Raw genomic sequence first — 25,619 nt, 5'->3', positions numbered from 1 at the left:
AAAAACCCGACGACACCGCGTACATCCAGAATGCCCGCGTTATCGTTGGCGATTTTCGCGAGCAAGCTCGCTCCTACAAGGTGTCGAGGCACTAGCCCCAACGCATCACACTCAACAGCCATACCAGGGAGAGCGCGGACGCCACCCAGATGCTCCAGTCGGTTACGCCAATCACCAGCAGGTGCAGGTAGGCGCTTCCGAGAAGACCGATAAACAAGCGATCACCACGGGTGGTGCTGATCGGCAACAAACCGCGCCGAGGGATACTCGGCGAACGCAGTTCCCAGGTGGTCATGCCCGCCAGAATCAGGGCAATGCCGCCAAAGAACAGCGCCGTAGGGGTGGTCCAGGCCATCCATTCCATCATCGACTCCTCAGACCCGGCCCAGGGCAAAGCCCTTGGCCACGTGGTTGCGAACAAACCAGATCACCAGCATGCCCGGCAGGATGGTCAACACCCCCGCCGCCGCCAGCACGCCCCAATCGATCCCCGACGCCGACACCGTGCGCGTCATCACCGCCGCAATGGGCTTGGCGTTGACCGAAGTCAGGGTGCGCGCCAGCAGCAGTTCGACCCAGGAAAACATGAAGCAGAAAAACGCCGTGACGCCGATGCCGGAGCCGATCAGCGGGATAAAAATCTTCACGAAGAATTTGGGAAAACTGTAGCCATCGATGTAAGCGGTTTCGTCGATTTCCTTGGGCACGCCAGACATGAAGCCTTCGAGGATCCACACCGCCAACGGCACGTTGAACAGGCAGTGGGCCAAGGCCACGGCGATGTGCGTATCGAACAGGCCGATGGACGAATACAGCTGGAAAAATGGCAGCAAGAACACCGCGGGTGGCGCCATGCGGTTGGTCAGCAGCCAGAAGAACAGATGCTTGTCACCCAGGAAGCGGTAACGCGAGAAAGCATAGGCCGCCGGCAACGCCACGCTCAGTGAAATCACCGTGTTCAGGCTCACGTAGTACAGCGAGTTGAGGTAACCGGTGTACCAGCTCGGGTCGGTAAAGATCACCTTGTAGTTGGCCAGGGTGAAGTCCTGCGGAAACAGCGTCAGCCCGCCGAGGATTTCGGTGTTGCTCTTGAAGGACATGTTCAACAGCCAGTAGATCGGCACCAGCAGGAACAGGATATAAATCAGCAGGGGGATGACTTTGCGCTTGCTCATGCTGGCGACCTCAGCGGTTGGCGTCGGAATGGGTCATGGCGGTGTAGAACAACCAGGACACCAACAGGATGATCAGGAAATACACCAGGGAAAACGCCGCGGCCGGGCCCAGGTCGAATTGGCCTACGGCCATCTGGGTCAGCGTCTGGCTGAGGAAGGTAGTGGCGTTACCCGGCCCGCCCCCCGTGAGGACAAAGGGCTCGGTGTAGATCATGAAACTGTCCATAAAGCGCAGCATCACCGCGATCAGCAGCACGCTTTTCATCTTCGGCAATTGGATATGTCGGAAAACCGCCCAGGCGGATGCGCGATCGATCCGCGCCGCCTGGTAGTACACATCAGGGATGGCCCGCAGCCCCGAATAGCACAGCAGCGCGACCAGCGACGTCCAGTGCCATACGTCCATCACCAGCACCGTGACCCAGGCGTCCAGGGTATTGGCCGCGTAGTTGTAGCTGATGCCCAGGGCATTGAGGCTGTAGCCGAGCAAACCAATATCGGCGCGGCCGAAAATCTGCCAAATGGTGCCGACCACGTTCCATGGAATCAGCAAGGGAATGGCCAGGATAATCAGCACCAGCGACGACCAGCGGCCCTTGGTCGGCATGGTCAGGGCGATGGCGATGCCCAGGGGGATTTCGATCAGCAGCACGCAGGCCGAGTAGATGAACTGGCGCAACAGCGAGTCATGCAGGCGCGGATCGAGCAGCACCTGTTTATACCAGTCGGCGCCGACAAAGTAGCGGCTGGACTGGTCGAAGATGTCCTGCACCGAATAGTTGACCACGGTCATCATTGGGATCACCGCGCTGAACGCCACCAGCAGGAACACCGGCAACACCAGCCACCAGGCCTTGTTGTTCTGCACCTTGTTCATGGCAGCACCTCCAGCAGGTAGTCGTCGGCATACACCATCAGCCACTGCGCGGGAAAGCTGATGGACGCCCTGCCCTCCGGCACCGGTTTGTCTTCGGCCAGGCGCACTTTCAGGGTGGCGCCGTCGAGGTTGAGGGTCACGATCTTGTAGGTGCCGAGGTCTTCCACATGGGTGACGTCGGCCTGCAGGGCGTCAGGGTTGTGCTCATCCCACACATGGACAAATTCCGGGCGGATGCCGACCTGCAGCTTCGTGTAGTCCGTTTCGGAAATGCGCTGCTGCAAGGCCTCCGACAACGGCAGATACGTACCGGCAAAACGCACCCCGCCGGCTTCGGCCTGCACTTCGATCAGATTCATCCCCGGGCTGCCGATGAAATAGCCGACAAAGGTGTGGCTCGGCCGTTCGAACAGGTCCCGTGGCGTGCCGAACTGCACGATCTGGCCGCCGTACATCACCGCGATCTTGTCGGCAAAGGTCGACGCCTCCAGCTGGTCGTGGGTGACGTAGACCATGGTGATATTGAACTGCTCGTGGATCTGCTTGAGCTTGCGCCGCAGTTTCCATTTGAGGTGCGGGTCGATCACGGTCAGCGGTTCATCGAAGAGGATCGCCGATACGTCATCGCGCACCAGGCCACGGCCCATGGAGACTTTCTGCTTTTCGTCGGCAGTGAGGTTGCGCGCCTTTTTGCTCAGCAGGTTTTGCAGGTCGAGGACCTCCGCAATTTCCTGCACCTTGCTGTGAATTTTCGCCTCGGCCATACCCTGGTTTCGCAGGGGGAAAGCCAGGTTGTCGAACACCGTCATGGTGTCGTAGACCACCGGGAACTGGAACACCTGGGCGATGTTGCGTTTCTCCGGCGTCAGCTCGTTGACCACCTGTTGGTCGAACAACACCTGGCCTTCCGAGGGGCTGAGCAACCCGGAGATGATATTGAGCAGGGTCGATTTGCCGCAGCCCGACGGCCCGAGCAAGGCGTAGGCACCACCCTGCTCCCACACGTGGTTCATTGCCCGAATGGCGTAGTCCTCAGGACCGGCCGGCGTAGGGCTGTAGCTGTGCGCCAGGTTCTGCAAATGGATCTCGGCCATCAGGCAACCCTCGCGACACGGCGCCCGGGGGCCTGGACCAAACGGCCCTGGCCATCGAACACAAACAGTTTATGGGTGGGGATATACACGCGGATCGGCGCGTCGACGTCGTACTCATGCACGCCCGGCAGGTGCAGGACCAATAGGAAGTGTTCACTGCGCACATGCAGGAACGTTTCTGAACCGCTGATCTCGGCGACTTCCACGGTCACCGCCAACTCCAGGTCATCGTCGTTGCTCGGTACCAGGCTGATATGGCTGGGGCGCACACCAAAGCGGAACTCGCCTTCGCCGATGGGGCGCAGGTCGACATTCAACGGAAAGTGCACGAAATTGGCGAAGCTCACCTCGTTACCGCTGATACGCCCCGGCATCAGGTTGATCGGTGGTTCGGAAAACAGCTCGGCGGCCAGCACGGTTTGCGGCTGGTGATAGACCTCGGCGGCCCTGCCGCTCTGGATCACTCGGCCTTCGTGAAGGATCGTGGTGGTGCCGCCCAGGGCCAACGCCTCGTTGGGCTCGGTGGTGGCGTAGATGGCAATGGTATGCCGCGCCTTGAACAGCTCGCGCATTTCCTGACGCAGCTCTTCACGCAGTTTGTAGTCCAGGTTCACCAACGGTTCATCGAACAGGATCAGTTCGGCGTCTTTGACCAGGGCGCGGGCCATGGCCGTGCGTTGCTGCTGGCCGCCAGACAGTTCCAAGGGGTGACGCTGGAGGAATTTCTCGATGCGCAGCATCCTGGCGGTTTCGAGCACCTTGCTCTGGATCAGCTCGTCGGACACACCGGCCTGGCGCAACGGCGAGGCGATGTTTTCGAATACGGTCATGGTCGGGTAGTTGATGAACTGCTGATACACCATCGACACGTTACGCAGACGCACCGGTTTGTGGGTGACATCCACGCCGTTCATCAGGATGCGGCCGCTGTCGGGCTTGTCCAGGCCGGCCATCAGGCGCATCAGGCTGGTCTTGCCGGACAGCGTGCGGCCCAGCAGGACGTTGAAGGAACCGGCTTCGAATCGCAGGTTGGCGTCGTCGATCCAGGTCTGGCCTTCGACGACGCGGGAGACATGTTCCAGGGTCAATGACATGACACGCCCTTTTTATTATTGGAATGAATCTGGCCAGTCCTCAGAGCGAGTTTCATGCCAAGACGGCAGGTGCTTGATTCACAAGGCAGTGGGCTGAACGTGATGTTCAGGAACGAACAAAAATGAACAGATCGGGCTGAACAATTGAACAATCCTGGGGTTGACAATGAACAGTTATGAACAACACTCTTTGAACCCGATGGAACGATCGACACAGGTCAAATGTGGGAGGGGGCTGCCAGTCAGTTAAGCGTACATGGCCTTCTGTAGGAGCGAGGGGGACGCCTAGTTCTTGCTCGCGAAAAACTCACAGGCGCCGTGTTCATTCAGGAAGCACGCGTTATCGTTGAGGTTTTTCGCGAGCAAGCTCGCTCCTACAAAAAAGCCTTAGGGCTTACCCCCTCCCCCATTTTGTCCCCGTTGCGTCGGGTAAATAGTGCAAGACCCCAAAACAATAAAAAGAAGGTCGCCCCATGGCCGAACCCTTGGCTCACGACACCTTAATCCAGGAATCCTGGCGCCGCTGCCGTGCGTACGGCCTGGACCACCAGAGCCCCCCCAGCTTCGACCAGCTCCCCGCCGAAGGCATCAGCCAGTTGCTGGAAAGCCAGCATTCCCTGGTGCAGACCACTCATCAGGAAGTGCTGCCCTACTACGAGAACATCCTCAGCAACTCCAACTGCCTGATCATGCTGGCCGATAACCAGGGCCAGGTCCTGACTTCGTGGGGCACCCAGCGCTTTATCGAGCCCAAGCTGGCCCGCGGTTTCAGCGCTGGCGCCAGTTGGATGGAGCGCTCCAGCGGTACCAATGCCATCGGCACGGCGCTGGCCTGTGCCCAGGCGGTGCATATCGAGCACGATGAACACTTCTTGAAAGCCAACCGTTTCATGACCGGCTCCGCGGCGCCGATCTTCGATGCCCAGCGTGAAATCATCGCCGTGCTGGATGTGTCCAGCGACAGCTACCTGCCGCCCTCGCACACCCTGGGCATGGTCAAGATGATGAGCCAAACCGTGGAGAACCGGCTGATCCTCAACCTGTTTCGCGGCGAGCACTTTCAGCTGACCTTCAATACTGGCCTGAGCAACCTCGACAGCCAGTGGGCCGGCCTGCTGATCTTCGATGAAAGCGGCCAGGTGCTCTCGGCCAACCGCCGCGCCGACAACCTGCTGGGCATCAGCCTGTCGCGGGTGATGATCGACAGTTTGTTCAAGGTGTCGTTGCTGGAGTTGCTCAATCAGCCGGAGGGGTTGCCGTTCTCGTTGCAGGCGGCGGGACGCAATCGCTTCCAATGCGTGTTGAAACGGCCCAAGCAAACGCCGGTGCAGGCGCGCGTGTTCAGCGAACCGATACCGCCCAAGCCCGTCGCGATGGGCCTCAAGACCTTGCATTTCGGTGAAGCCCGCGTGGAAAAAGCCGTACGCCAGGCCGAGCGGCTGCTGGAAAAAGATATCCCGCTGCTGATCCACGGTGAAACCGGGGTGGGCAAGGAGGTGTTCGTCAAAGCCCTGCACCAGGCCAGTTCGCGCAGCCGGCAGGCGTTTATCGCAGTGAATTGTGCAGCCATTCCGGCAGAGCTGGTGGAATCGGAACTGTTCGGCTATGAAAAAGGCGCGTTCACCGGCGCCAATCAGAAAGGCAGCATCGGCCTGATTCGCAAGGCCGACAAAGGCACGCTGTTTCTCGATGAAATCGGTGACATGCCCCTGCCGACCCAGGCGCGTCTACTTCGGGTATTGCAGGAACGTTGCGTGCAACCCGTGGGCAGCAGCGAGTTGTTCCCGGTGGACTTGCGCATCATCTCCGCCACCAACCGCGCACTGCGAGAGCTTGTGCAGGCCGGGCGTTTTCGTGAGGATTTGTACTACCGCATCGGTGGCCTGACCTTGGAACTACCGCCCCTGCGCGAGCGCACCGACAAGCGCGCGCTGTTCCAACAGCTATGGCAGCAGCATCGCGAGCCGACCCAGTGGGCCGGGCTCAGTCCCGAGGTGCTGGCGCTGTTCGAGCAGCACCCTTGGCCGGGCAATTTACGCCAGGTCAGCAGCGTGTTGCAGGTGGCCCTGGCCATGGCCGAAGAACAGCCGATCCGCGCGGAGCATCTGCCGGACGATTTTTTTGTGGATTTGAACCTGACGGCACCGCTGCCGGCCACTGAATACCTGGATGAGACCCTCGACCTGAAGCAACGCCTGAAGGCAGCAGGCGGGAACATTTCCCACCTGGCACGGGAGCTGGGAGTCAGCCGCAACACCTTGTACAAGCGCCTGCGGCAGAACGAAGCCTGAGCTAGCGAGGTTTGACCACCACCAGCAAATCCGTGAAGTACTCCACCCGGATCGGCAGGTTGTCCGCCAGCGCTGAGAGCGCGGCTGCACTGTCGTCCAGCTTGAATACGCCAGACACTCGCACATCCCGCAGGGCCTGGGCATCGAAGCGCACCACCCCATGACGATAGCTGGCCAGGGTTTGCAGCACCTCGCCCAGCGGTTGGTCGTTGACCTTGAGCAGGCCGCGGGTCCAGGCGTCCGGGTCGGTGTTGGCGATGGCTTGCGCGGCCTGGGCATGGCCGTGGTCGAGGATCGAACGCTGGCCAGCAGCGACTTTCACGCTGTCTGCGCCCTCGCCTTTGACCGCCACGGTGGATTCGATCACCGTCACTACCGTCGTGCCGTCCGCTGCGCGCTTGACCATATAACGCGTACCCAGTGCGGTCGCCGTACCTTGATCGGTACGCACCACGAACGGCCGCTGCGCATCCTTGGCCACGTCCACCCATAACTCGCCCTGCAGCAATTCGATCACACGCTGGTGGCCGTCGAATTTCACGTCGACCGCCGAGTTGCTGTTGAGCTGCAATTGGCTGCCGTCTTCCAGGGCGATTTGACGGCGCTCACCGACACCGGTGCGTTGGTCGGCCATCCATACCGGCAAGTGCTCAAGGCCCAGCCAGCCACACAGCAATACGCCGAGCAAGCCCACCACCTGGGCACCGCGCGCGCGTTGCGGGGCGAATGCGCGGTTCAAGGCAATCCGCGCCGGTTGCGCCGGCAAGGTGTCGAGGCTGCCCCACAGGCTGCGCATGCGTTCGATGGCCACCGCGTGGCGAGGGTCGGCCTGGCACCAGGCATTGAAGGCTTGGCGGTCGGTGTCGCTGACATCTTCGTCGTGCAGGCGCGTCAGCCAGTTCGCAGCCTGCTGGATGATCTGCTCGGAACTCATGCCAATGGGTCTGCCGCATGCAGGCTGTGGTAGCAATGCACCAGCGCCGTGGAGATGTAGTTTTTGACGGTGCTGGGGGATACGTCCAGGCGGGTCGCGATCTCGTTGTAGGTCAGCCCATCGAGGCGGCTCAACAAGAAGGCTTCGCGCGCCTTGGCGGGCAAGCCGGCGAGCATCTCGGCGATGCGCTCCAGGGCTTGCAGCGCCACGTGGATCGCGGCCGGATCGGGCATGCCTGCCTCTTCGCACTGGATTCCCAGGGCCTCCATGTAGGCTTTTTCAATACGTCGGCGACGCGCGCCATCGATCAACAGGCGCCCCGCCGTTGTCGCAAGGAACGCACGGGGTTCCTTGATGTTTTGCGGCTCGGCCAGCATCAGTACGCGGATGAACGCGTCATGCGCCAGGTCGGCAGCGTGCTGGGAACAACCGAGTTTTTTGCGCAGCCAGCCATGCAGCCAGCCGTGGTGCTCGCTGTACATTGCCGTAAGGGTTTGCTGACGCACTGAATCGCCCAGCGCGGCCGGAATGTCATGCATGCGCAAAAACTTCTCAAATGGGAAATATTACCAATTGCGCAAACAATGCCAGTAAAACGATATCGGGGCAAGGGGGCTCACACTCTCTAAAAGCACCGCGAACCCAATGTGGGTGGCTGCACTAAGCGCGACGGGGACCTCTGTGGCGAGCGTAACCTGTGGCGAGCGGGCTTGTTGTGGCGAGCGGGCTTGCCCCGCGTTGGGCTGCGCAGCAGCCCCAATAAGGCCACCGCGTTTATCCAGGCATATTGAATCGCCTGGTTTTGGGGCTGCTTCGCAGCCCAACGCGGGGCAAGCCCGCTCGCCACAAGAATGCGGTCGACTGGAATGGCTTATGCGAGGTTACAAACCGGGGACATCGTTTACATTTCTAACCGGGGCATGGGCCTCCCCCCTGTTTGCACTCTTAGCGCCAGCTCCATGACACCCCGGTATAGATGCCACGCCCGTCGCCCGGTGTGGATCGGGCCACGTCCAGGCCCTTGTCGTCGTAACCGGGCGTGACGGTGTTGGCGTAACGCCGGTTGGTGAGGTTGCGCAGGTCGACCCAGGCCTGCCAATCCTGCTTGGGCGCGTCATAGCCAACGGTGGCACCCAGCAAGGTATAGGCGGCGGCGGTGTAGGAGTTGGCGTAGTCCACCGCCACCCGTGAGGAATGCTCGGTGTTGAGGCTGGTGTAGAAGCCGGTCGGATGGCTGTAGCGCAGTTGTGCCTGGTAATAGTGCTTGGGGATGCCCGGCAACGTGTTGTCGCCGAAGCGGTCATCGTCGCGGTAGTGGAAATCGCTGAAGGTATACGCCTGGCGCAGGGCGAGCGCGCCGCTGCGGCCACCGTCCCACAACGGGCTGAGCAGGCTCAGTTCCACGCCCTGGTGCACGGTGGGGCTGGCATTGGACTCTGCGACGATGGCATTGCGGGTCGAGGTCTGCGCCTGGGTTTCCACGGTGAGCAGTTCGTGGCGCACTTCGGAACGGTACAGCGCCAGGTCCCACTGGCCGAACCCTGCTTCACCGCGCCCGCCGATTTCCAGGGTGGTGGCGGTCTGGTTTTTCAGATTCACGCCTTCGCGTTGCAAACCTGTGGCCGCACCACTGCCTGCGGGGAAGTATTTGTTCGACCCCCAGATCATCGACCAGGCATGGGGTGGCTCGACCGAGCGGCTCAGGTTGCCGTACACCTGCAATTGCGGGTTGAAGTCATAACGCAGGCCGATGCGTGGCGCGTAGTCCCAGTCATGTTGACTGAGCGGCGCCTGGCCTTCGGGATAGGTGACTTGGGTTTCGCGGCGAGTGTAGATCGCGGCAAGGCCAGTGGTCAGCCACAGGTCCGGGACCAGTTCCAGCTCGTTGCCGAGGTGCAGCACGGTGTCGGAGCCCAGGTAGCTGTAGTCGCGGGTCTTGGTGCCGGGGGCAAAGGTGGCCGTATTGCCAGCGGGCGTTCGCACGTATTCCGACGCACCATTGTTCGGCATCGCCTGGGTGGTGCGCAGGCCGAGGGTGGTGGTGCTGGCATGCCCGAACAGCGTGTCCTGGCGGATGTATTTCAGGGTGCTGCTGATATCGGTGTAGGCGACTTTCAGGCGATTGGTGCCTTCACGCAGGTCCATGGGGTAGTCGTGGTAGGCCAGGCCGACTTCGAGCCGCGAGGTATCGTCCAACTGCAGCGTGGTTTTGTTGGCGATCCAGGTGGAGCCGGGTTGCAGGCGCTTCGAATCGCGGGCGGCGTTAAGGCTGTTGGCGGCACGCGGATCGTGGTTGATCTGGTCGCGCGTAAGCTTGCCGGGCGTCTCATTGGTGGTTTCGCGGTAACGGAAGTAAAAGCGCGTTTCCAGGTCCGGGTTGAAGCGATAGCCGAAATTGGCCGCGACCCCTTTGCCGCTGCCGGTGCTCTGGTGCTGGTAACCGTCGGACTCTGAACCGGTGAGGCTGATGTAGTAGTCGGCGTCCCCCAGCACCTGGCCCGAGCTGATCTCCCGCTGGCCATAGCCGCGACTGCCCGCCTCGTAGCGCACTTGCAACTTGGGCGCGTCGTAGCCGGTGCGGGTCACATAGTTGACTGAACCACCCAGCGCCAATGCGCCTTGATCGAACCCATTGGCGCCGCGCAGCACTTCGACACGGCTTTGCCACAGCGGGTCCTTGAGTTCATAGGGCGTACCGCCAGGCCCGGTGAGCGGCAAGCCGTCGAACATTTCATACAGCCCCGAGGCATGGGCACCCGGGCTGCGATTCAGGCCCGAGCCACGGATCGACAGCTTCACGCCTTCGTTATTGGCCGCCTTGGCGTACACCCCAGCCTGGTACTTGAACACGTCTTCATTGGTGCTCACCCGCCCCTGCTGCACGCTGTTCATGTCGATGTAGTTGGTGCCGCCAGGCACGCTCTTGAGCTGCGTCTGGGCCACTTCGCCCGCGCTGGCTTCGCTGCTGGTGACTTCGACCGGAGCCAGTTGCAGTTCTTCGGCTTGCACCAGTGAAGTGAGGGTCAAGGCGGCAAACAGCAGCGGAGGTTGACGCAAAAGCATGGGGAGTCCTTTGAATTCGGGGGCGTGGAAGCCAGGGCCTGGCACGCGAACAGTGATGGGAAGGCAAACCGGTGCATCAGGTCACGCCTGATTAACGGACCAGAGCCTTCCCACAACGCCATCGGACGGGGAATATTTTTAAGTCCAAAATCGAATTAACAAATGCAAACTCAGTATTTATAGAAATAACCGGCAAGCATTACTGTGGAGCCACTGAGTCACCCACGCATCACGAGACCGCCCCCATGCACACATCCGCTACCGTCATCGACTTCACCCTCCACCGCAAACGCCGCCAGGCACGAGCTGCGGCCGAGTTGATGTGGGCGATGTACGCAGCGCGTGCCGGGTTGATGCTGTTCACCGCCCAAGCTTCCCTGCCCAGCGACACTCGCCGGGCGTAAGGCCGATGAGTTTTCTGCACGTGATTCCCGAAGCACCTGAACCGCTGCCCAAGCCCAGCAACGACGATGACGTCATCAGCCTCTGCGTGGCGCATAACCTGCAACGCCTGCGCAGCAAGCGCCACTTGTCGCTGGACGGCCTGGCACGTGCCTGCGGCGTCAGCCGGGCGATGTTGGCGCAGATCGAATCCGGGCGCAGCGTCCCGTCGATCAAGGTTCTGTGCAAGATCGCCAAGGGCTTGAAGGTATCGGTGGCGGCGTTTTTGGAAGACCGCGCGTTTGAAGGGGTTGAGGTACTGCCGGCGCAACAGAGTAAGCGCCTGGTGAGTGCTGACGGGGCCTTCGTCAGCCGCGCGTTATTTCCATACGATACGGCGCGCCAGTCCGAATTCTATGAGATTCGCCTGCGCGCCTTGGGCGAAGAAATTTCCGCAGGCCACGGCCCGGGCATCCAGGAAAACCTGGTGGTGGCCCAGGGCGTGCTGGAGGTCAGCGTCAACGACGAGCGCTATTTGCTTTCCACCGGCGACTCGATCCTGTTCTATGCCGACCAGCCCCACCGCTACCGCAACCCATCGGACAGCGAGGCGGTGGCGTTTCTGGTGATCACCTATCCGGAACGGTTGGATTAATTTGCGCCAAAAAAAACGCCCCGGATAATCGGGGCGTTTTTCAGCATGCAGAACCTGTCAGCAGGTGCAGCACATCATCGGCATGCCGTTGCAGCTCATCATCATCGGCATGGCACAGTCGTTCATCATCTTGTTCATCAGCATGCAGCAGTTGTTCATCATGTCCATGCTCATGCCTGGCATCGGCATCATTTTGCAGAGCATGCCGTCAGCCTGCATCGTGCATTCCATCACGCACTTCATCATCGGCATCGACATGCCCATAGGCATCATCATCGGCATGTTCATGTTGGACATCATAGCCATGGCGTCGGCCGACATGCACATCATCGACAGGTTGGCACACTGCATCATCATGGGCATGCCACAGTTCAGCATCATCGCCATCATTTCGGCGTTGGTCTTGAACTGAGCCATATCCATGCCCGCTGCCGGCTTCATGGTGCACATCATGGCGTCGCTGGCCATTTCGCACTTCATGGTCGCCATCATCATCGGCATGCCCATCATCGGCATCATTGGCATGGAGGTGTTCATTGGCATCTGCATGGCATTCATCATGTTCGAAACTCCGTAATCGACAGGAAATGAGTAAGTTCTGGGGCCGATTCTAGAGCGCGGGTGTCACGACGCAAGAAGGTGATCCAGCAGCGGAAAATGACGTTTGAGCGGGTTTCAATCGGATAATGCAGCCCTACTTGTTGCGATAACGTCGATTACAACGCTGCAACTTCCAAGGTGGCTGCTATCCAATCAATTACATCGCAATAGATATTCGATCGGGCAATAGCCCCATTCCTGAAGGAAATAAACGATCTAACTGACGCGAACAAATTCTGGCGAGGCATCACACCGGGCGGTGCTGCAATTCCAGGGTGATACTGACCCGCCGCGTGAAGATGATCAGGATTTCCACCCTCTCCAGGTTTTCGAGCTATTTGGGCAGGACGTCCCACCCATCCCTTGCCTCGACGCCGACGTGCAACTCGGGCAGCGACGAGGCGACTCAAGACATTGCCGACCCAAGCTGAGCCCGGCGACTAATCGGCAGACGGCTCCAGTGCGCGCATAAAATCGTCAGCCTCTGACCCCGCCGGGAATCTGAAACCCTGCATTTCATCGGTGGCCAGGATGTCGCTGAGCACGTCACGCAATTGCATCTCCGTCGGCGAATCTCGCAGCACCGTGTGCGCGTTCAACAGCAGCTCGGCAGCAACCCCATGGACACGCGCGGCGTCGATCACCGCAAAGAGCATAAACCGCAGGCGAATCTCGCGATCAGTGGGCCAAACCGTTTTTCGCTTACCCAAGGTAGGGCCTCATATTTAAGAAAAATCCGAGGCTATTGCCGACCGGGAAGCGTTTCAAGTTGCGAGATGCAAGATAGGCCATTTCCTACAGAGGAAACGGAAGCACCGCACTATCTGGCGCAGAGCGCAAGGTCGGGGGATTTCATTGCACCGGCAGGAAATTCATCAATAACAGGCTTTGCGCATAGTTAAGGCCGATACGTCGGTAGCGCTCATCGAGCATCTGGGTCAGCAGGTCGAGGCGCGCGACGATCTTGCCGAACTCCACCGCAAAACTGAGGTTGCTGCCCTCCTCCGAGATCTCGTTAGAAAACAACAGCAGCACGCCATTGGCATCCTGGCGTTGGCTGAGCAACCAGGTTGCCTTCTCGATGTTGCGCGCAGCGTTATTGACGAACTGCGGATTGATCGAGTCGGAAATGTAGAACTGCGTGCGCCCACCGTGTGCGGTGACGAGCATGCTGCCAATCGCGTAGATAAACGCACCCACCCGGTCGCCGCGAAACTCAGGGCTCAAGGAATAGCTCAATGCCGCCAGGTCACGACGATCCCCCAGGGCGGGCAATGGTTGACGATTCTCGATGGCCTTGCGAATTTCCCGCGCCGCGCTCACCGCGTCCGGGTACCCCGATTGACGCCACTGGTTGGGGTTACGCAGATAAAGTTTGTTCATCAATAGATACAAGCTTTGCAGGTTGTCGCGCATGCCCAGGGTGGCCATACGATCGACGCTGGTCTGGAAGAATTCATCGGGCTTGCCGTTACTGAATTGCTTGGCGATATCGCGTCCCTGCTGCTGAGTGCAAGCGCTGGCACACCCCATCAACACGACCGCCAGCAGCAACGGCCGGCGCGTCCAAAAGGCGGTAAAAACAGGCAAAGTACGCGGCATCGGCACCCGATCTAGTTGTTCTGGCCACACGCAGTATGAGTGTCGCTGGCACAACGATAGATCCAGAAAACTCGAAAAAGTGCAGAGGGGCGGCAGAAAACCCGGCGCCGGGCCGGGTTCGCTGGGCTCAAGCGCTTGAATCAGTTGTCAGGATGCTCGCTCGCCAGCGAGTTGGCGGCGTCGACATCAGACATCTCTTCTTCAAGTGGTGCCCTATCCTCTGGGGGCAATGCTCGGCAGCCTGGGCCGGCACGAACAGTGCTGGAGAATCTCATCCCTACAGGGCGTGGCCGCCAGGAACCCGCCGAAAACGGCTGGCTTGGATGGGAGATAGACAGCCAGGCTACGTCGAACGCCCGGCATTACGGTCATGTTGTTTTTTTACGCCTTTCCCGCCCCTTCGTTCATATTGATGGTGAATAAACCAGACGACCAAGAGCAGTCCCGACAGACCGATAATGAACAACAACAGCTCTATTGCGGCACCTTCATGTGAAAACATGTTTCGTTCCTCGTCCTGAAGTATCGCGCCTCAAAAACGGGCGCTTCCGAAATTGTTAGTAACAATTCATACATTTTCAGGGTAGACGCCAACGTCGGAGGTGACAACCCCAAAAACCTCAGAACCCTTGATCTAGACACGTCACTCGTCGAAAAACCTCCGCCCCCATCGCTCGAGGCAGGGCAACCTCCACGCAATGAGGGGGGGGGCATTGCCGCAGCGTTACTGACGCCGGCAACTCGCTGGGTCCGTGTCCCAGCCACTTACAGGCTGTTTTTCTCACTCAATGGCAATGATGCAATGATCTCAGCGCGGCACGTTTCCAGTATTTCATCGGCGAGAGACGAATCATCCGGACACGCCCGTGACAACATGACGGCACCGATGGCATGTGCCAGCAAGTTGATCATTTTTGCCCGAACGTCTTGCCCCATCGTATCCAGCCCCTTCAGGTACTTTTCCTCAAGTGCTGCCAGCGTGCTCTCTAATCCGTCCGCAAAGGTCGCCTTCAGCTCATTTGATTGACGAGCAGCGTCACCACATAGCGCTGCCATCGTACAACCCACTCCCCTGCCGTCCCTGTGATCCCTCGACACGTAAAGATTTACAAACCCGGGAAGGTCGAGATCGCAGGTACTCGTGAGAGATTTTGCAAGACTGTTTTCTGCGGCTTCAGCCATCAAATCGGCCTTAGAGCCAAAGTGCTTGTAAAAGCCGCCCTGGGTAAAACCGGCAGTCGCCATGAGTTCTGCCACACCCACACCATCATAGCCACGCTCACGAAACAGCTCTGACGCCGTCTCCACAATATGGGCTCGATTGGCGAGCGATTGCGTCTTGGTGATCTTCATTTCGCGCCCCTGGGACTCCTGAACAATGGCCTGACTATACTCTGATGTCGATCGCAATCAAAACCGTTGACAGCATTGATTATGATCGACATCATAAAAACACCGCCGCATGTCTCTGGGGCTGCGCGCAGGGCTGAACAGCCCTGAAAACTGCATCGCTTATCCACGTCCACTCAAGAGCATTCATTTATGAGCATCCCTGAAACCGTACTGATTACCGGCGCCTCGACAGGCATTGGCGCAACCTACGCCGAGCGTTTTGCCCAACGTGGCCACAACCTGGTACTGGTTGCCCGCGACAAAAGCCGGTTAGACGCACTGTCCTCCCGGCTGCGCGAGCAACACGGTGTTTCCATTGACGTGATCCAGGCTGACCTGACTCAAACCAATGATCTGATCACCGTCGAAGCTCGCCTACGTGATGACGCCCGTATCGGCATCCTTGTGAATAATGCCGGAGCCGCGCAATCGGGCAGCTTCATCGAGCAATCCACCGACAGCATTGCCAACCTGGTCGCGCTCAACACCACCGCATTGGTACGGCTCGCCAGCGCCATCGCCCCACGCCTGGCACACGCCGGTAATGGTGCGATTATCAATATTGGCTCGGTCGTGGGGCTGGCGCCGGAATTCGGGATGAGCGTCTACGGTGCGACCAAGGCGTTTGTCCTGTTTCTATCGCAAGGGTTGAGCCTTGAACTCTCGCCCAAAGGCGTCTACGTGCAAGCTGTACTCCCCGCGGCCACCCGTACGGAAATCTGGGAACGTGCAGGTATCGATATCAATACCCTGAGCGAAGTCATGAACGTGAGCGACCTGGTCGATGCTGCGCTGGTGGGTTTTGATCGTCGCGAGCCGGTGACCATTCCGCCGTTACAAGACGCCGCGCGTTGGGATGCTCTGCAGTCTGCCCGCCAGGGTTTGCTTTCAGAGATTCGCCAATCGGTAGTCGCCGAGCGCTATCAAGCCCAGGTGTGATTGCCACGCTGCAAGCGGTGATACGCATACGTTGAGGTAAAGGCGCTTGCTGCAAAGGTTCTAACATTACGTTGGGGTGCGCATGCTGCCAGCCCATTGAAGCCAGAGAACTGAAGCATGAAAGCCTTCCTGATCGACCGCTACGGCGAGAACCATGGACATATTGGCGAGGTACCGGTACCTGAACCAGGCATCTACGACGTGCTGGTCAAAGTACATGCCAGTAGCGTCAATGTGCTGGATTCGAAGATTGCCAAAGGCGAATTCAAGCTGATCCTGCCGTATTCATTCCCTTTGATCCTGGGTAATGACCTAGCCGGCGTCGTGGTTCGCGTGGGGTCGGGCGTGCAGCACTTCAAGCCGGGTGACGAAGTCTATGCACGCCCACCCGAATCGCGCATTGGCACCTTTGCCGAGATGATTGCGGTGGAGGAAAGTGCCCTTGCGCTGAAACCCAACAATATCACCCTGCAAGAAGCGGCTTCTCTTCCCTTGGTTGCACTGACTGCCTGGCAGGTGCTGGTTGAAACAGCCCGGTTGAAGAAGGGGCAAAAAGTCTTTATCCACGCAGGTTCCGGTGGAGTCGGCACAGTGGCCATCCAGCTTGCAAAACATCTGGGGGCCTTTGTTGCGACGACGACCAGTACAAGTAACGTGGCTTGGGTTAAGGCGTTGGGAGCAGACGTCGTCATCGACTACACGCAGCAAAAATTCGAAAACGTCTTGCGCGACTACGATGTCGTATTGAACAGCCTCGGCCCGGTCGAGCTGGAAAAATCACTCAGTATTCTCAAGCCTGGCGGCCAGCTTATTTCTATCTCTGGGCCACCGACGGCGGAGTTCGCAAAAGAACAGAAGCTGTTCTGGGGGCTGGGTTGGGTAATGCGCCTGTTGAGCAGTGGCATACGCAGAAAAGCCCGCAAACAGAACGTCAGTTATGCGTTCGTGTTCATGCGTGCGAGCGGCGCTCAGTTGAAGAAAATCACTGCGCTTGTCGAGTCTGGCGTTATCACACCTGTCATCGACCGGACCTTCCCTTTCGAGTCAACGGCTGAGGCCTTGAGTTATGTGGAACGGGGCAGAGCCAAAGGTAAGGTGATCATTAAGCTCATATGACTACAACGAGTACTCGATAACTGAAGCTCAGGGCAAGGGCTCATGTCTTTTGCAGTCAGACGTGTGCGAGCAACACCGCCAACAGTAGTCTGGCGCCCATTAATGCTGGAGCAATAACGTTGAACTCACACCTTGCTATAACCGAAAGCAACTCACGGACACACTGGAGCACCCAATGAAAACCTCTTCCGAAAGAACCGCGATAGTGACCGGTGCATCATCCGGGATTGGCCAAGCGACTGCCGAGGCTCTGCTGCGTGCTGGGTATAGGGTATTTGGCACGAGTCGCAAGGCTGGTGCCAGTCCAACACAGGTATCCATGCTCACCTGCGATGTGACAGACGACAACTCTGTCAGTGCTCTCGTCTCCAGCGTGCTCGCCCAGACCGGGCGGATCGATCTGTTGGTCAATAATGCCGGCATTGGCCTGCTGGGCGGTGCAGAAGAGTTCTCGATCCCACAGGTGCAGGCATTGTTCGATGTCAATCTGTTCGGCGTAATCCGTATGACCAACGCGGTATTGCCTTCGATGCGACAACGTGGCCAAGGGCGCATCATCAATATCGGATCTATTTTGGGATTAATACCCGCGCCCTACTCCGCTCATTATTCGGCGGTCAAGCACGCTCTAGAGGGCTATTCGGAATCCCTTGATCACGAGGTTCGAGCCTTCGATATTCGCGTCTCGGTCATCGAGCCGGCATTCGTGCGTACCGTTTTCGATCAAAACAGCATTGAACCGGACGCGCCGTTGAAAGAGTACGATCAGGCTCGATCAGGGTTCCGGGCACTACTCGGCGAAGTGATGCCAAAAGCCGATCTTCCTGAAGTCGTGGCAGCGGTCATAGTCAAAGCGGCGACCGATTTCCAGCCTCAGCATCGCTACACGGCCGGCAAGACAGCGCGACAAATCAGTCTGCTGCGCCGCTTTGCCCCCGCAGGATTCTTCGACAAAGCCCTGCGTAAGCAATTCCGCCTGCCGGTTTGAGCAACACGCCCTGGTGTCCGCGACTATCGGGCTAACACTCAGGGTTGAGGGAAAGCATTACTGCGCAGGGCGACAAGATCATCGAACCGCTATCGCCTTAATCGAATGCTCCGTTGAGCACCTCGTAAATTATGCCGGAGGCAATTGCTACCAATATCAAATCAGTGCCCGCTTGTTGCCACTCGTAGCCGTCGTAATGGGGCAACCTGCCCAGCAACCGGCCATCCAGCTTCTTGGCGATGCCTGGAGGAAGAGGTTTTCCCCTAGCCAGGTTCTTTTGTATTCCGGGCGGCAGTGACGGACCTGGGCGCCAATAGTCACGATAGCCACCAACCACCCCCAATACACCGCCCCGGTCAATGCTAGGCCCGCGCGCCCAATCATCCCCGCTCGAACCTTTCCCCTTGTTACCCTGGTTGCCATGGCCTTGGCCACCTTGGGAGTTGCCTTTTCCATTGCCTTGGCCCTTCCCATTACCAGGGTCGGCCACAGCCGCCACAGAGCCAACAGCCAAAGCAAGGCAGGTAACAGCGGCTACAAGCGAGCGAGATTTAAACATGACCGTTTTCTCCAAAAGGGATTACCCCTTGAAAGGTAGACGGTATTGTCGGTTTTAGTTTCGCCTTCTTCCGACTCGCTGCATCCGGTGGTCAGGGCGGCGCCTATCTGGGGTAAGACGCGTGCCCCTCCGTCGGCTGGCTCGGCATATACCGGTCCGGGCATCGGCGGGCATGCCCTCTTCTGCCACTACCAGCAAGGCCCGACCGAGTAACCGAGACGGTTTACCGACGTGGCGCGCAGATCGTAAAGCCATCCGGCTAACCGTAACTCGACACGAGTTGCGGCAACTGCCTGAAATGATGCGGAAACGATCATATTTTCAGAGGGCGGCGGTACCAGCCCCCAGAAACGCAATAGCCCCGCAGTGCGGGGCTTTCATTTGAATCTTGGCGGGAAACCAGGGATTCGAACACTCGCAAACGTAATCACCTCCGATGAGGGTGCGACTGATATGGCAAGTACAGGCCAGGACAACGACGCATGTCATACCTTGAAGCGCGCCACCAGATGATTGAGTTCAATAGCCAGGTTGGCCATCTCACTGCAGGCGCTGGCGGTCTGATTGGCACCTGCCGAGCTCTGGATCGACAGTTCTCGGATGCTGGTCAGGTTCTGGTCCGCCTCGCGGGCCACCTGAGCCTGCTCTTCGGAGGCGGTGGCGATCAGCAGGTTGCGATCATTGATCTGGGCTATGGCCTCAGCGATTTGCTTGAGCGACAGGTCGGCATTCTGCGCCACAGAGATTGAGCTGCTGGCCATCTGGGCACTGACGTTCATGGCGCCCACTGCCTGGGTCGAGTCCGCCTGAATCGCGCTGATCATCTGTTCGATTTCCTGGGTCGACTGCTGGGTGCGGTGGGCCAGGGCACGCACTTCATCAGCCACCACCGCAAAGCCGCGACCTTGCTCGCCCGCGCGGGCAGCTTCAATAGCAGCGTTAAGCGCCAGCAAGTTGGTCTGCTCGGCAATCGCGCGAATCACTTCGACCACCTTACTGATGTCCTGAGCTTTGCCTGACAAGGCCTTGACCTGGTCACCCGTGCTGGCCACGTTGCTGGCCAGACTTTCGATGGCTTTGAGGGTCTGCGCCACATTCTCGATACCCGAGCGCGTGAATTCCATGGACTCGCGGGAAGATTGGGCGGCGGCGTCGGCATTACGTGCCACCTCGTCCACCGCAGCGCTCATTTCGGTCACTGCCGTCGCGGCCTGATTGACTTCATCGTTCTGTCGCACTAACCCGCGACTGGCCTCTTCGGTTACAGCAGTCATTTCTTCAGAGGCTGACGCCAATTGGGTGGAAGAATCGGCGATACGAGCGATGGTTTCCCGCAGGTTGCCCTGCATCTTCGCCAAAGCGGCCAGCAGGCGACCGGCTTCATCACGGCCAATGATCACGACCTCCTTGGACAGGTCGCTGCCGGCGATGCGCTCGGCCACGGCCAACGCATCGCTAATGGGCGTCGTAATGCTGCGGGTCAGCATTGCAGCCAGCACCACGGTAAGTATGACGGTCGCCACCAGCAAGCCAATCACCAGCGTCACACCATTGCTGTACGTCGCGGCAGCATCCAGACCTGAACGCTTGGCGCCCTCATCGTTGAAGTCCGCAAGCTTGTTCAGGTTGTCTTGCAGGGTATTGGTCATCGGACTGATGCGGGTGTTGATCAGGGCAACAGCTGCGGCGTCATCACCACTTCGCAACAAAGGCTCCAGCTCATCCAACAGCTTGAAATACTGCTGCACATCGCCTTCGACTGCCCGGTAGAGCTCATTCTCTGCCGGCCCGGTAACCAGGGGCTCGTAATGGCTGATGGTGTCCTTCAGCGTACTGCGGTAGCCGCTCAACGAAGCGATGCGGGTTTGGCGCTGTTGTTCGTCAGTGGTCACGGTGATACGGATACTTTCCAGACGCAGACGCAAGACGCCCACCTGCATCTTGCCAATCTCACGGATGCTCGCCATCCAATTAGTTTCGACATCTTGCTCCGACTCTCGAAGCTTGCCCATTTGCATCACGGCGACAATGCCCAGAGCAAAAACCACTAGGACAATGAGTGAGAAGAAGGCGGCAGACCTTGGAGCCAGATTCATATTCCTGACGTTCATTTTTATCTCTCTGAGGAAGGTCGGTACAACATGGACGCTACTTCGGCAGCCAACATCCGTAAAAGTCGAACAATGCCGCCAACGCACCTACCGGCTCGATTTCTCGTGACTTCGGAACCTGAAATTCACAAGCGGAATCAGTCAGCTCGAAGAATTGATGTCATATAAAGATCGTTGTAGTTCAGTTGGCTGGCACTCCTCACGCGAAACCGGGCAAAAGCTGCAGAATGGATGGAGTCTGTTTGCTCACTGCCTGTCTCCCGCTCATAACCTGTCGCCTCTGGTGGACAGGTTATGAGCCCCTGGCCAAATAGTGGCTTATTGACACCAATGCAACCATCAGATCATCCCTATTCAAATGTAGGAATACTGGAAAAGCGGTTAGGGAAATCCCTACTCCAATGCGCGGGTCACAAAGTGTCGAAGGTCAGTTTTTGCTAGCGATCAACCAAAGCTGATCTGGCCTATCTGACCAGGCAGAAACTCAGAACTCTGATGCGAACAGAAGCCGGAGAAAACAGCCTCGGGAAATTGGTTAGGGAGATAACAGAAAGGGACGTGCGCCCCCACTCCAAATACTTACTGATCAACAAGCACGGGAAACGGATGACGAAGGGTGTGTTGCGTTTGCGCTGGGACACTTTCCGTAATGCCGTCATGACAGTGCTCCCCCGCCAAGCGGTACTGCTGGATCAGATCATCAAGCCGGTATTCACACAGGCCATACCCTGCACCAGGCAGGCTTACCCAAATATTCCGGCACTTTTCGATTGCGGTTCCGACCCGGCCTGCATGCACGTCCGGTAGTGCGCGGCATTCGCGGATGTGCTGCAGAGCCAGCAGGTCCTGGCTGATCGGGCTGAAGTCCGACAGGGTCAGCAGCGTTCGGCAATACGGCCAATCTTTGAGCATCTGCTGGTACCGGCCCGAGGCATTAGATGTCAGCCCCTTACTGTTGATGACCTTCGAGCGTCGTCCCTTTGCGAAGAGGGTGATCACTGAAATCCGTGAAGATCTCAGGCTTCCTGTCGATGCCCGTCACGATGACGTCGTAGCCATCCAGGGCGGTGGCCGGCGATGTGCTGGTCCCTTCGGACCAAGTGAGCATATCGAGGAAGGCCAACGCGTCACGACTGCCCGCTTGGATAGCTGAAATTCGTGCCATTGTCTTTTCTCCAGGCGAAAAAAACCCGCATATAAGGCGGGATCAAGGGTAAAAACCAACTCAGTTGGATAAGGTTGGCAAGATGCTGTATTCAAACGAATTTGGCCAAAGACCCCGTCGCGACAAGAAGTTCCGCTCCGTTATTAATTGACAGCCTTTGCGTTGGGGCACATCGCTATCATCTGCGCCAAATTAACCCTACAAGGAACGCGTCAATGGTGTTGAGACCCACCAAAACTACCAATCACCACGGATGGGTTTGGGTCTACAAAAAGATAAGAAGCTTCGGCTTCTCTCGATTTACAGCATTTTACCGGACGTCCCTCTATGTCCTTCGAGGAGACACGGGGTCATTTAAATACAAGCATGGTTGGTCAAAATTTCGTTTCCGCCGTTGATCAATTCCGATCAAGCTATGCTGGTTTACTGTCAGCCTGCTCGATTACGGAAACATCGATGGGGCCGTAAAGGTATCACCAACAAACCGGCCACCTGCAGCGAAAGCGGCAGTCCCCCCCTGCAAGAATGCCAACACCCAAGGTATGCACAAAACCTTCTGAGTTGGTGGCGATGATGGCGGCGCCAGCGATCACCCCGGCGGCGCCCACTATCCATATGTTTTTGCTCGGCGACTTCAGTTCCATTGCAGCGATGCTCCCTGTTAAGAATGCGCTGAGTTTATCGCCGCGACCTTCAATAAGAATCTTTCTCGCTGCATCCGGAGGCCGGCGCCTAACTGGAGATAATCCATGGACGACCAGTTCTACCTGCAAGACAGCCACAGTCACGCCTACGTCGGCGACGGCTTATCGTTCTGGGGCTTTGGTGGCTCTGGGTACGTCACCGACCTGGCAAAGGCCCAGGTGTTTACGCGGGACGGCGCTTGCGATCACCGCGACACCGACATCCCGTGGCCCAAGGCCTACGTGGATGCCAGAGCGCGAGAGTAGGTGTTGACTGCCAGTATGTGACGCTGAGCGAAGCGCTGGACCAATACCCCGACGCAGCTGAGTTTTACATCCAGAAGCCGCTTGCGGTCGGTTCATAAGCGACGCGCAGCGCTACCGGGAAGACCGCCGCAACTGCGGAACAAGCAACACGCCTTAATCCAGCTCCATGCCGGTCCCCCGTAATACCCCTATCGCTGAACAGCACCAGACGGCGAGGCTATCAGCGCTTATCGCGAGCTTCGGGATTCCTTGCATTGCAGATAAACACGATCCCAGGAGCAATAAAGATACTCCAATAGCCATTTATGCTTGGATACAAAAGCGGCCCGAATACCCCAGTGACAAGCAAAGCGAGCCCTGCCCATAACCGCTTACGCGGCGTGAACCACTCGCGGAACGCTTCAAGCTTTTTACCGGCCATTACCCACGTCCTTGTTTGATAAGCAGCAAAGCATATCACCCACTTCAACGAATCACGCCAACCGGCGAGGATCCCCTATGTCCGCACAGCAGAAGCCCCCCTTCGATTTCAAAACCCAATACGGACTCGGCTTCAACCCTCAGGACAATGAGATCGTTGTCGACTTCTTCTTGGTGGAGACGGTGGCGCCGGGACAAGGCAAACAACGTGCGTGGCGCCCTTGAGACCATCGGCGAGAACGCCGGCCACATCAAGCAAGGTCTAGCCCAACTCAGAAAGCTTCCATGATTCAGCCACTATTTGATTTTGATCTCAAACGCGCCTCACGCGAGCACTACATAACAGATAAAGCTGCGATCAATTTTCCACACGTGGGGAGTACAGCTGGCGGCTGGCATTTTCTATCGTACTTCGGCCGCAAGACCGAGGTGTCGATGGTGTCGCTGGCAGGTATTCACTACCCAAACACCACCGGTTTTTTTGGTGACTCGGGCGTCATTGACGTAACTGAACAACTAGCCAAGCGTGGTTGGTTTGCCGGATGTGACTATGACTGGTAACGAAGGCCAAAGCTCAACGACAACCCTAACAAGCCCGAACCGTCGATCTCGCCAAGCATGTGTTGTTCCCCCTCACTTTGCACACACTCGACAACTCCTTAGGGGCGAACTCCAACGCAGTACGATTGAGCGTGCTAAGCCACCTGAGTCGCAAACTTACCAACCGCTTCAACAACTTTCTTGGCTCCGTCCTGAATTTCAACAATAACTTGCCCTGCCTGCGTGGCTAGCTCAAGACCTTGCTCAGCTTGGGACTTACTGTTCGCCATCTCCGCTATAGTTTGATCCACCAGCTTCTGATTTTCCAAAACAACTGATGCGATTTCCTCAGTCGCCGTGCTGGTGCGCCCGGCCAATTGTCGAACCTCATCCGCGACGACTGCAAAACCTCGGCCTTGCTCACCTGCGCGTGCAGCCTCAATCGCAGCATTCAATGCCAAAAGGTTCGTTTGCTGAGCAATACTACTGATGGTCTGAATGATCGAACTGATTAACAGCGACTGCTTTCCAAGCGCTTCGACGCCACCCGAGGCAGCCTGCATATCCCCAGCGACTTTGCGCATGGTGTGCATAGTGTCGTTAACCACTATCGCACCACGTTGAGCAGTAACGTCAGTCTGCTGGGAGATTTCAAATGCCGTTTGTGCAGCATCACTGACTTGGTGTTCACGGGCAACCTGTTCGGTAATAACCGTTGCAAACTTAACTACCTTGCGCAGTGTTCCTTCGGTGTCGTAGACCGGGTTATAGCTCGCCTCCAGCCATACCGTCTGACCCCGACTATCAACACGTTGGAATCGGCCAGCGACAAACTCACCCTTGTTCAACGTCAACCAAAAATCCCTGTATTGCTGGGAAGAAGCCTCCTCTGGCCGACAGAAAATACGATGATGACTTCCTTGCGCTTGTCCCAGGCTGTAACCCATCGCTTTTAAAAACTGCTCATTCGCCGTGATTACATGCCCGGATAGATCGAACTCAATGACCGCCGTCGAGCGCAGTAGCGCGTCAATGAACGATGCGTTTTCCGATGCCTTTTCCACTCTGGACGTAATGTTCGTCGCATAGCCTGCGATATGACTCAACCGGCCAGTCGCATCAGCTACGGGTTGCCAATGAGCATGAATCCACACTAATGAGCCGTCAGCATGCAGGTACCTGTATTCATCGGATATCGACTTACCGGCGGCGACAGCCGCGCGAAAATTGTGAAAACAGGGAAGCTTGGAAACGTACTGCGGAACAATGTCGGCCATGGCACGACCTATAAGCTGATTCTGGGTGTACCCCAAAGCCTGTGCAAAATTGTCGTTGCAGGCGGTAATTGCAAAATTTGTATCGATACTCAGCGTCAGCATTTCACGGTGTAGGCCATCACGCAGTTGGCGCAACTCCGACAACTCGGCTGTTTGAGCCTCAAGCTGATTCTTGATTTTTTTATTGAACATGGAAAACCGCCTGTTGGGTGTTAATAGGTTTATCGGCGTGATCAGCAACACGTTTAGCTATCAGACGAACGAAAAGCAGTGAGGCGACGAACGTCACAATCAGGTCGGCAAGCTGCCGTGGCCACACGTCTCAGCTCCAGCCCCAGAAGCAAACCTGAAATCCCCCGATCAGGCACTGCTTGGAACCTGATTTCGTTTCGAGGA

The 25,619-nt window shown here is 57.9% G+C and carries 25 protein-coding genes and 2 pseudogenes; 9 read left to right on the top strand and 18 right to left on the bottom strand.

All coding sequences use genetic code 11. The features are described from left to right. Window positions 1–91: 91 nt before the first annotated feature. From P2T68_RS14885 to P2T68_RS14865, 5 genes are read right to left on the bottom strand one after another with little or no spacing between them, the layout of a single operon-like run. On the bottom strand, window positions 92–364 hold the full coding sequence (locus tag P2T68_RS14885) for a DUF2160 domain-containing protein (protein WP_014718862.1): 273 nt from the start codon (window positions 362–364) through the stop codon (window positions 92–94). Window positions 365–374: 10 nt separating this feature from the next. After that, window positions 375–1,175, bottom strand: coding sequence for a carbohydrate ABC transporter permease (locus tag P2T68_RS14880; protein WP_003174634.1), 801 nt, complete (start codon window positions 1,173–1,175; stop codon window positions 375–377). A gap of 10 nt (window positions 1,176–1,185) precedes the next feature. Then, window positions 1,186–2,052, bottom strand: coding sequence for a sugar ABC transporter permease (locus P2T68_RS14875; RefSeq protein ID WP_024076092.1), 867 nt, complete (start codon window positions 2,050–2,052; stop codon window positions 1,186–1,188). Next, window positions 2,049–3,146 carry an ABC transporter ATP-binding protein gene (locus tag P2T68_RS14870; protein WP_024076093.1) on the bottom strand — a complete coding sequence of 366 codons (1,098 nt, stop codon included), beginning with the start codon at window positions 3,144–3,146 and terminating at the stop codon, window positions 2,049–2,051. Before P2T68_RS14870 ends, P2T68_RS14875 begins: the two co-directional genes overlap by 4 nt. Beyond that, window positions 3,146–4,240 (bottom strand): ABC transporter ATP-binding protein, encoded by a 1,095-nt coding sequence (locus P2T68_RS14865; RefSeq protein ID WP_024076094.1) that lies wholly within the window; start codon window positions 4,238–4,240, stop codon window positions 3,146–3,148. Before P2T68_RS14865 ends, P2T68_RS14870 begins: the two co-directional genes overlap by 1 nt. Window positions 4,241–4,713: 473 nt before the next feature. Here P2T68_RS14865 and P2T68_RS14860 point away from each other — a divergent pair, with 473 nt between their 5' ends. After that, entirely contained in the window at window positions 4,714–6,531 is a 1,818-nt protein-coding gene (locus P2T68_RS14860) for a sigma-54-dependent Fis family transcriptional regulator (RefSeq protein ID WP_069076483.1), read from the top strand. 1 nt (window position 6,532) lies between these two features. On the opposite strand, the gene P2T68_RS14855 is transcribed toward P2T68_RS14860, so the two are convergent. The 3 genes from P2T68_RS14855 to P2T68_RS14845 all read right to left on the bottom strand — a co-directional run bounded on the left by P2T68_RS14855 (window position 6,533) and on the right by P2T68_RS14845 (window position 10,528). Beyond that, the gene (locus P2T68_RS14855; protein ID WP_102625114.1) at window positions 6,533–7,465 is read right to left on the bottom strand and encodes a FecR family protein; all 933 of its coding nucleotides are present in this window, start codon (window positions 7,463–7,465) and stop codon (window positions 6,533–6,535) included. Beyond that, window positions 7,462–8,004, bottom strand: a complete 543-nt coding sequence (locus P2T68_RS14850) for a sigma-70 family RNA polymerase sigma factor (protein WP_024076097.1) — start codon at window positions 8,002–8,004, stop codon at window positions 7,462–7,464. The genes P2T68_RS14855 and P2T68_RS14850 overlap by 4 nt, the downstream gene beginning before the upstream one ends. Before the next feature lie 406 nt (window positions 8,005–8,410). After that, a complete protein-coding gene (locus P2T68_RS14845; RefSeq protein ID WP_277379513.1) occupies window positions 8,411–10,528 on the bottom strand; it encodes a TonB-dependent receptor in 2,118 nt (705 codons plus the stop codon). Window positions 10,529–10,773: 245 nt separating this feature from the next. Here P2T68_RS14845 and P2T68_RS14840 point away from each other — a divergent pair, with 245 nt between their 5' ends. Continuing rightward, a complete protein-coding gene (locus tag P2T68_RS14840) occupies window positions 10,774–10,932 on the top strand; it encodes a hypothetical protein (RefSeq protein ID WP_168233656.1) in 159 nt (52 codons plus the stop codon). Between the two features lie 5 nt (window positions 10,933–10,937). Next, entirely contained in the window at window positions 10,938–11,564 is a 627-nt protein-coding gene (locus P2T68_RS14835) for an XRE family transcriptional regulator (RefSeq protein WP_024076100.1), read from the top strand. Window positions 11,565–11,621: 57 nt separating this feature from the next. Here P2T68_RS14835 and P2T68_RS14830 read toward each other — a convergent pair whose 3' ends face one another. The 5 genes from P2T68_RS14830 to P2T68_RS14810 all read right to left on the bottom strand — a co-directional run bounded on the left by P2T68_RS14830 (window position 11,622) and on the right by P2T68_RS14810 (window position 15,119). Next, window positions 11,622–12,125, bottom strand: coding sequence for a hypothetical protein (locus tag P2T68_RS14830; RefSeq protein WP_277379512.1), 504 nt, complete (start codon window positions 12,123–12,125; stop codon window positions 11,622–11,624). A 479-nt stretch (window positions 12,126–12,604) separates the two neighbouring features. Further along, window positions 12,605–12,874 carry a hypothetical protein gene (locus tag P2T68_RS14825; RefSeq protein WP_069076486.1) on the bottom strand — a complete coding sequence of 90 codons (270 nt, stop codon included), beginning with the start codon at window positions 12,872–12,874 and terminating at the stop codon, window positions 12,605–12,607. Window positions 12,875–13,016: 142 nt separating this feature from the next. Continuing rightward, window positions 13,017–13,766 carry a hypothetical protein gene (locus P2T68_RS14820; RefSeq protein ID WP_069076487.1) on the bottom strand — a complete coding sequence of 250 codons (750 nt, stop codon included), beginning with the start codon at window positions 13,764–13,766 and terminating at the stop codon, window positions 13,017–13,019. Between the two features lie 343 nt (window positions 13,767–14,109). After that, complete coding sequence (locus P2T68_RS14815; RefSeq protein ID WP_190300988.1) at window positions 14,110–14,268, bottom strand: hypothetical protein; 159 nt, start codon at window positions 14,266–14,268, stop codon at window positions 14,110–14,112. Between the two features lie 263 nt (window positions 14,269–14,531). Next, on the bottom strand, window positions 14,532–15,119 hold the full coding sequence (locus P2T68_RS14810; RefSeq protein ID WP_024076104.1) for a TetR/AcrR family transcriptional regulator: 588 nt from the start codon (window positions 15,117–15,119) through the stop codon (window positions 14,532–14,534). 189 nt (window positions 15,120–15,308) lie between these two features. On the opposite strand from P2T68_RS14810, the gene P2T68_RS14805 reads away from it, so the two are divergent. The 3 genes from P2T68_RS14805 to P2T68_RS14795 all read left to right on the top strand — a co-directional run bounded on the left by P2T68_RS14805 (window position 15,309) and on the right by P2T68_RS14795 (window position 18,201). After that, window positions 15,309–16,097: an SDR family oxidoreductase gene (locus P2T68_RS14805; protein ID WP_150054338.1), complete on the top strand. Its 789-nt coding sequence runs from the start codon at window positions 15,309–15,311 to the stop codon at window positions 16,095–16,097. A 117-nt stretch (window positions 16,098–16,214) separates the two neighbouring features. Beyond that, the gene (locus P2T68_RS14800; RefSeq protein ID WP_168233658.1) at window positions 16,215–17,213 is read left to right on the top strand and encodes an NADP-dependent oxidoreductase; all 999 of its coding nucleotides are present in this window, start codon (window positions 16,215–16,217) and stop codon (window positions 17,211–17,213) included. A gap of 175 nt (window positions 17,214–17,388) precedes the next feature. After that, window positions 17,389–18,201 carry an oxidoreductase gene (locus P2T68_RS14795; RefSeq protein WP_150054336.1) on the top strand — a complete coding sequence of 271 codons (813 nt, stop codon included), beginning with the start codon at window positions 17,389–17,391 and terminating at the stop codon, window positions 18,199–18,201. A gap of 97 nt (window positions 18,202–18,298) precedes the next feature. On the opposite strand, the gene P2T68_RS14790 is transcribed toward P2T68_RS14795, so the two are convergent. The 3 genes and pseudogenes from P2T68_RS14790 to P2T68_RS14780 all read right to left on the bottom strand — a co-directional run. Further along, window positions 18,299–18,760 (bottom strand): anti-virulence regulator CigR family protein, encoded by a 462-nt coding sequence (locus P2T68_RS14790; RefSeq protein ID WP_024076108.1) that lies wholly within the window; start codon window positions 18,758–18,760, stop codon window positions 18,299–18,301. A gap of 485 nt (window positions 18,761–19,245) precedes the next feature. Then, window positions 19,246–20,871, bottom strand: coding sequence for a methyl-accepting chemotaxis protein (locus P2T68_RS14785; RefSeq protein ID WP_069076492.1), 1,626 nt, complete (start codon window positions 20,869–20,871; stop codon window positions 19,246–19,248). A 669-nt stretch (window positions 20,872–21,540) separates the two neighbouring features. Further along, a pseudogene (locus P2T68_RS14780) lies at window positions 21,541–22,036 on the bottom strand (glycoside hydrolase family 104 protein); the annotation flags it as partial. Window positions 22,037–22,785: 749 nt separating this feature from the next. Between P2T68_RS14780 and P2T68_RS14775 the strand changes: the two are divergent. Continuing rightward, window positions 22,786–22,986 (top strand): hypothetical protein, encoded by a 201-nt coding sequence (locus tag P2T68_RS14775; RefSeq protein WP_216639847.1) that lies wholly within the window; start codon window positions 22,786–22,788, stop codon window positions 22,984–22,986. A 220-nt stretch (window positions 22,987–23,206) separates the two neighbouring features. Here P2T68_RS14775 and P2T68_RS14770 read toward each other — a convergent pair whose 3' ends face one another. Continuing rightward, entirely contained in the window at window positions 23,207–23,407 is a 201-nt protein-coding gene (locus P2T68_RS14770; protein WP_069076493.1) for a hypothetical protein, read from the bottom strand. Between the two features lie 77 nt (window positions 23,408–23,484). Here P2T68_RS14770 and P2T68_RS14765 point away from each other — a divergent pair, with 77 nt between their 5' ends. Together P2T68_RS14765 and P2T68_RS14760 are read left to right on the top strand one after the other, a co-directional pair. After that, a complete protein-coding gene (locus tag P2T68_RS14765) occupies window positions 23,485–23,631 on the top strand; it encodes a hypothetical protein (RefSeq protein ID WP_155766473.1) in 147 nt (48 codons plus the stop codon). 60 nt (window positions 23,632–23,691) lie between these two features. After that, a pseudogene (locus tag P2T68_RS14760) lies at window positions 23,692–23,940 on the top strand (hypothetical protein); the annotation flags it as partial. Between the two features lie 161 nt (window positions 23,941–24,101). On the opposite strand, the gene P2T68_RS14755 reads toward P2T68_RS14760, so the two are convergent. Continuing rightward, a complete protein-coding gene (locus P2T68_RS14755) occupies window positions 24,102–25,415 on the bottom strand; it encodes a PAS domain-containing methyl-accepting chemotaxis protein (RefSeq protein WP_150296423.1) in 1,314 nt (437 codons plus the stop codon). Window positions 25,416–25,619: the final 204 nt, after the last annotated feature.

The sequence above is a fragment of the Pseudomonas sp. G11 genome (genome assembly GCF_029457515.1).
GTDB lineage: Bacteria > Pseudomonadota > Gammaproteobacteria > Pseudomonadales > Pseudomonadaceae > Aquipseudomonas > Aquipseudomonas gorinensis.
This window is presented reverse-complemented; position numbering and strand designations above follow the sequence as displayed.

Bases quoted from the DNA above. Each gene is read 5' to 3' on its own strand.
- P2T68_RS14885 (WP_014718862.1), bottom strand. From the start codon at position 364: ATGGAATGGATGGCCTGGACCACCCCTACGGCGCTGTTCTTTGGCGGC.
- P2T68_RS14880 (WP_003174634.1), bottom strand. From the start codon at position 1,175: ATGAGCAAGCGCAAAGTCATCCCCCTGCTGATTTATATCCTGTTCCTG.
- P2T68_RS14875 (WP_024076092.1), bottom strand. From the start codon at position 2,052: ATGAACAAGGTGCAGAACAACAAGGCCTGGTGGCTGGTGTTGCCGGTG.
- P2T68_RS14870 (WP_024076093.1), bottom strand. From the start codon at position 3,146: ATGGCCGAGATCCATTTGCAGAACCTGGCGCACAGCTACAGCCCTACG.
- P2T68_RS14865 (WP_024076094.1), bottom strand. From the start codon at position 4,240: ATGTCATTGACCCTGGAACATGTCTCCCGCGTCGTCGAAGGCCAGACC.
- P2T68_RS14860 (WP_069076483.1), top strand. From the start codon at position 4,714: ATGGCCGAACCCTTGGCTCACGACACCTTAATCCAGGAATCCTGGCGC.
- P2T68_RS14855 (WP_102625114.1), bottom strand. From the start codon at position 7,465: ATGAGTTCCGAGCAGATCATCCAGCAGGCTGCGAACTGGCTGACGCGC.
- P2T68_RS14850 (WP_024076097.1), bottom strand. From the start codon at position 8,004: ATGCATGACATTCCGGCCGCGCTGGGCGATTCAGTGCGTCAGCAAACC.
- P2T68_RS14845 (WP_277379513.1), bottom strand. From the start codon at position 10,528: ATGCTTTTGCGTCAACCTCCGCTGCTGTTTGCCGCCTTGACCCTCACT.
- P2T68_RS14840 (WP_168233656.1), top strand. From the start codon at position 10,774: ATGCACACATCCGCTACCGTCATCGACTTCACCCTCCACCGCAAACGC.
- P2T68_RS14835 (WP_024076100.1), top strand. From the start codon at position 10,938: ATGAGTTTTCTGCACGTGATTCCCGAAGCACCTGAACCGCTGCCCAAG.
- P2T68_RS14830 (WP_277379512.1), bottom strand. From the start codon at position 12,125: ATGATGAATGCCATGCAGATGCCAATGAACACCTCCATGCCAATGATG.
- P2T68_RS14820 (WP_069076487.1), bottom strand. From the start codon at position 13,766: ATGCCGCGTACTTTGCCTGTTTTTACCGCCTTTTGGACGCGCCGGCCG.
- P2T68_RS14815 (WP_190300988.1), bottom strand. From the start codon at position 14,268: ATGTTTTCACATGAAGGTGCCGCAATAGAGCTGTTGTTGTTCATTATC.
- P2T68_RS14810 (WP_024076104.1), bottom strand. From the start codon at position 15,119: ATGAAGATCACCAAGACGCAATCGCTCGCCAATCGAGCCCATATTGTG.
- P2T68_RS14805 (WP_150054338.1), top strand. From the start codon at position 15,309: ATGAGCATCCCTGAAACCGTACTGATTACCGGCGCCTCGACAGGCATT.
- P2T68_RS14800 (WP_168233658.1), top strand. From the start codon at position 16,215: ATGAAAGCCTTCCTGATCGACCGCTACGGCGAGAACCATGGACATATT.
- P2T68_RS14795 (WP_150054336.1), top strand. From the start codon at position 17,389: ATGAAAACCTCTTCCGAAAGAACCGCGATAGTGACCGGTGCATCATCC.
- P2T68_RS14790 (WP_024076108.1), bottom strand. From the start codon at position 18,760: ATGTTTAAATCTCGCTCGCTTGTAGCCGCTGTTACCTGCCTTGCTTTG.
- P2T68_RS14785 (WP_069076492.1), bottom strand. From the start codon at position 20,871: ATGAACGTCAGGAATATGAATCTGGCTCCAAGGTCTGCCGCCTTCTTC.
- P2T68_RS14775 (WP_216639847.1), top strand. From the start codon at position 22,786: ATGGACGACCAGTTCTACCTGCAAGACAGCCACAGTCACGCCTACGTC.
- P2T68_RS14770 (WP_069076493.1), bottom strand. From the start codon at position 23,407: ATGGCCGGTAAAAAGCTTGAAGCGTTCCGCGAGTGGTTCACGCCGCGT.
- P2T68_RS14765 (WP_155766473.1), top strand. From the start codon at position 23,485: ATGTCCGCACAGCAGAAGCCCCCCTTCGATTTCAAAACCCAATACGGA.
- P2T68_RS14755 (WP_150296423.1), bottom strand. From the start codon at position 25,415: ATGTTCAATAAAAAAATCAAGAATCAGCTTGAGGCTCAAACAGCCGAG.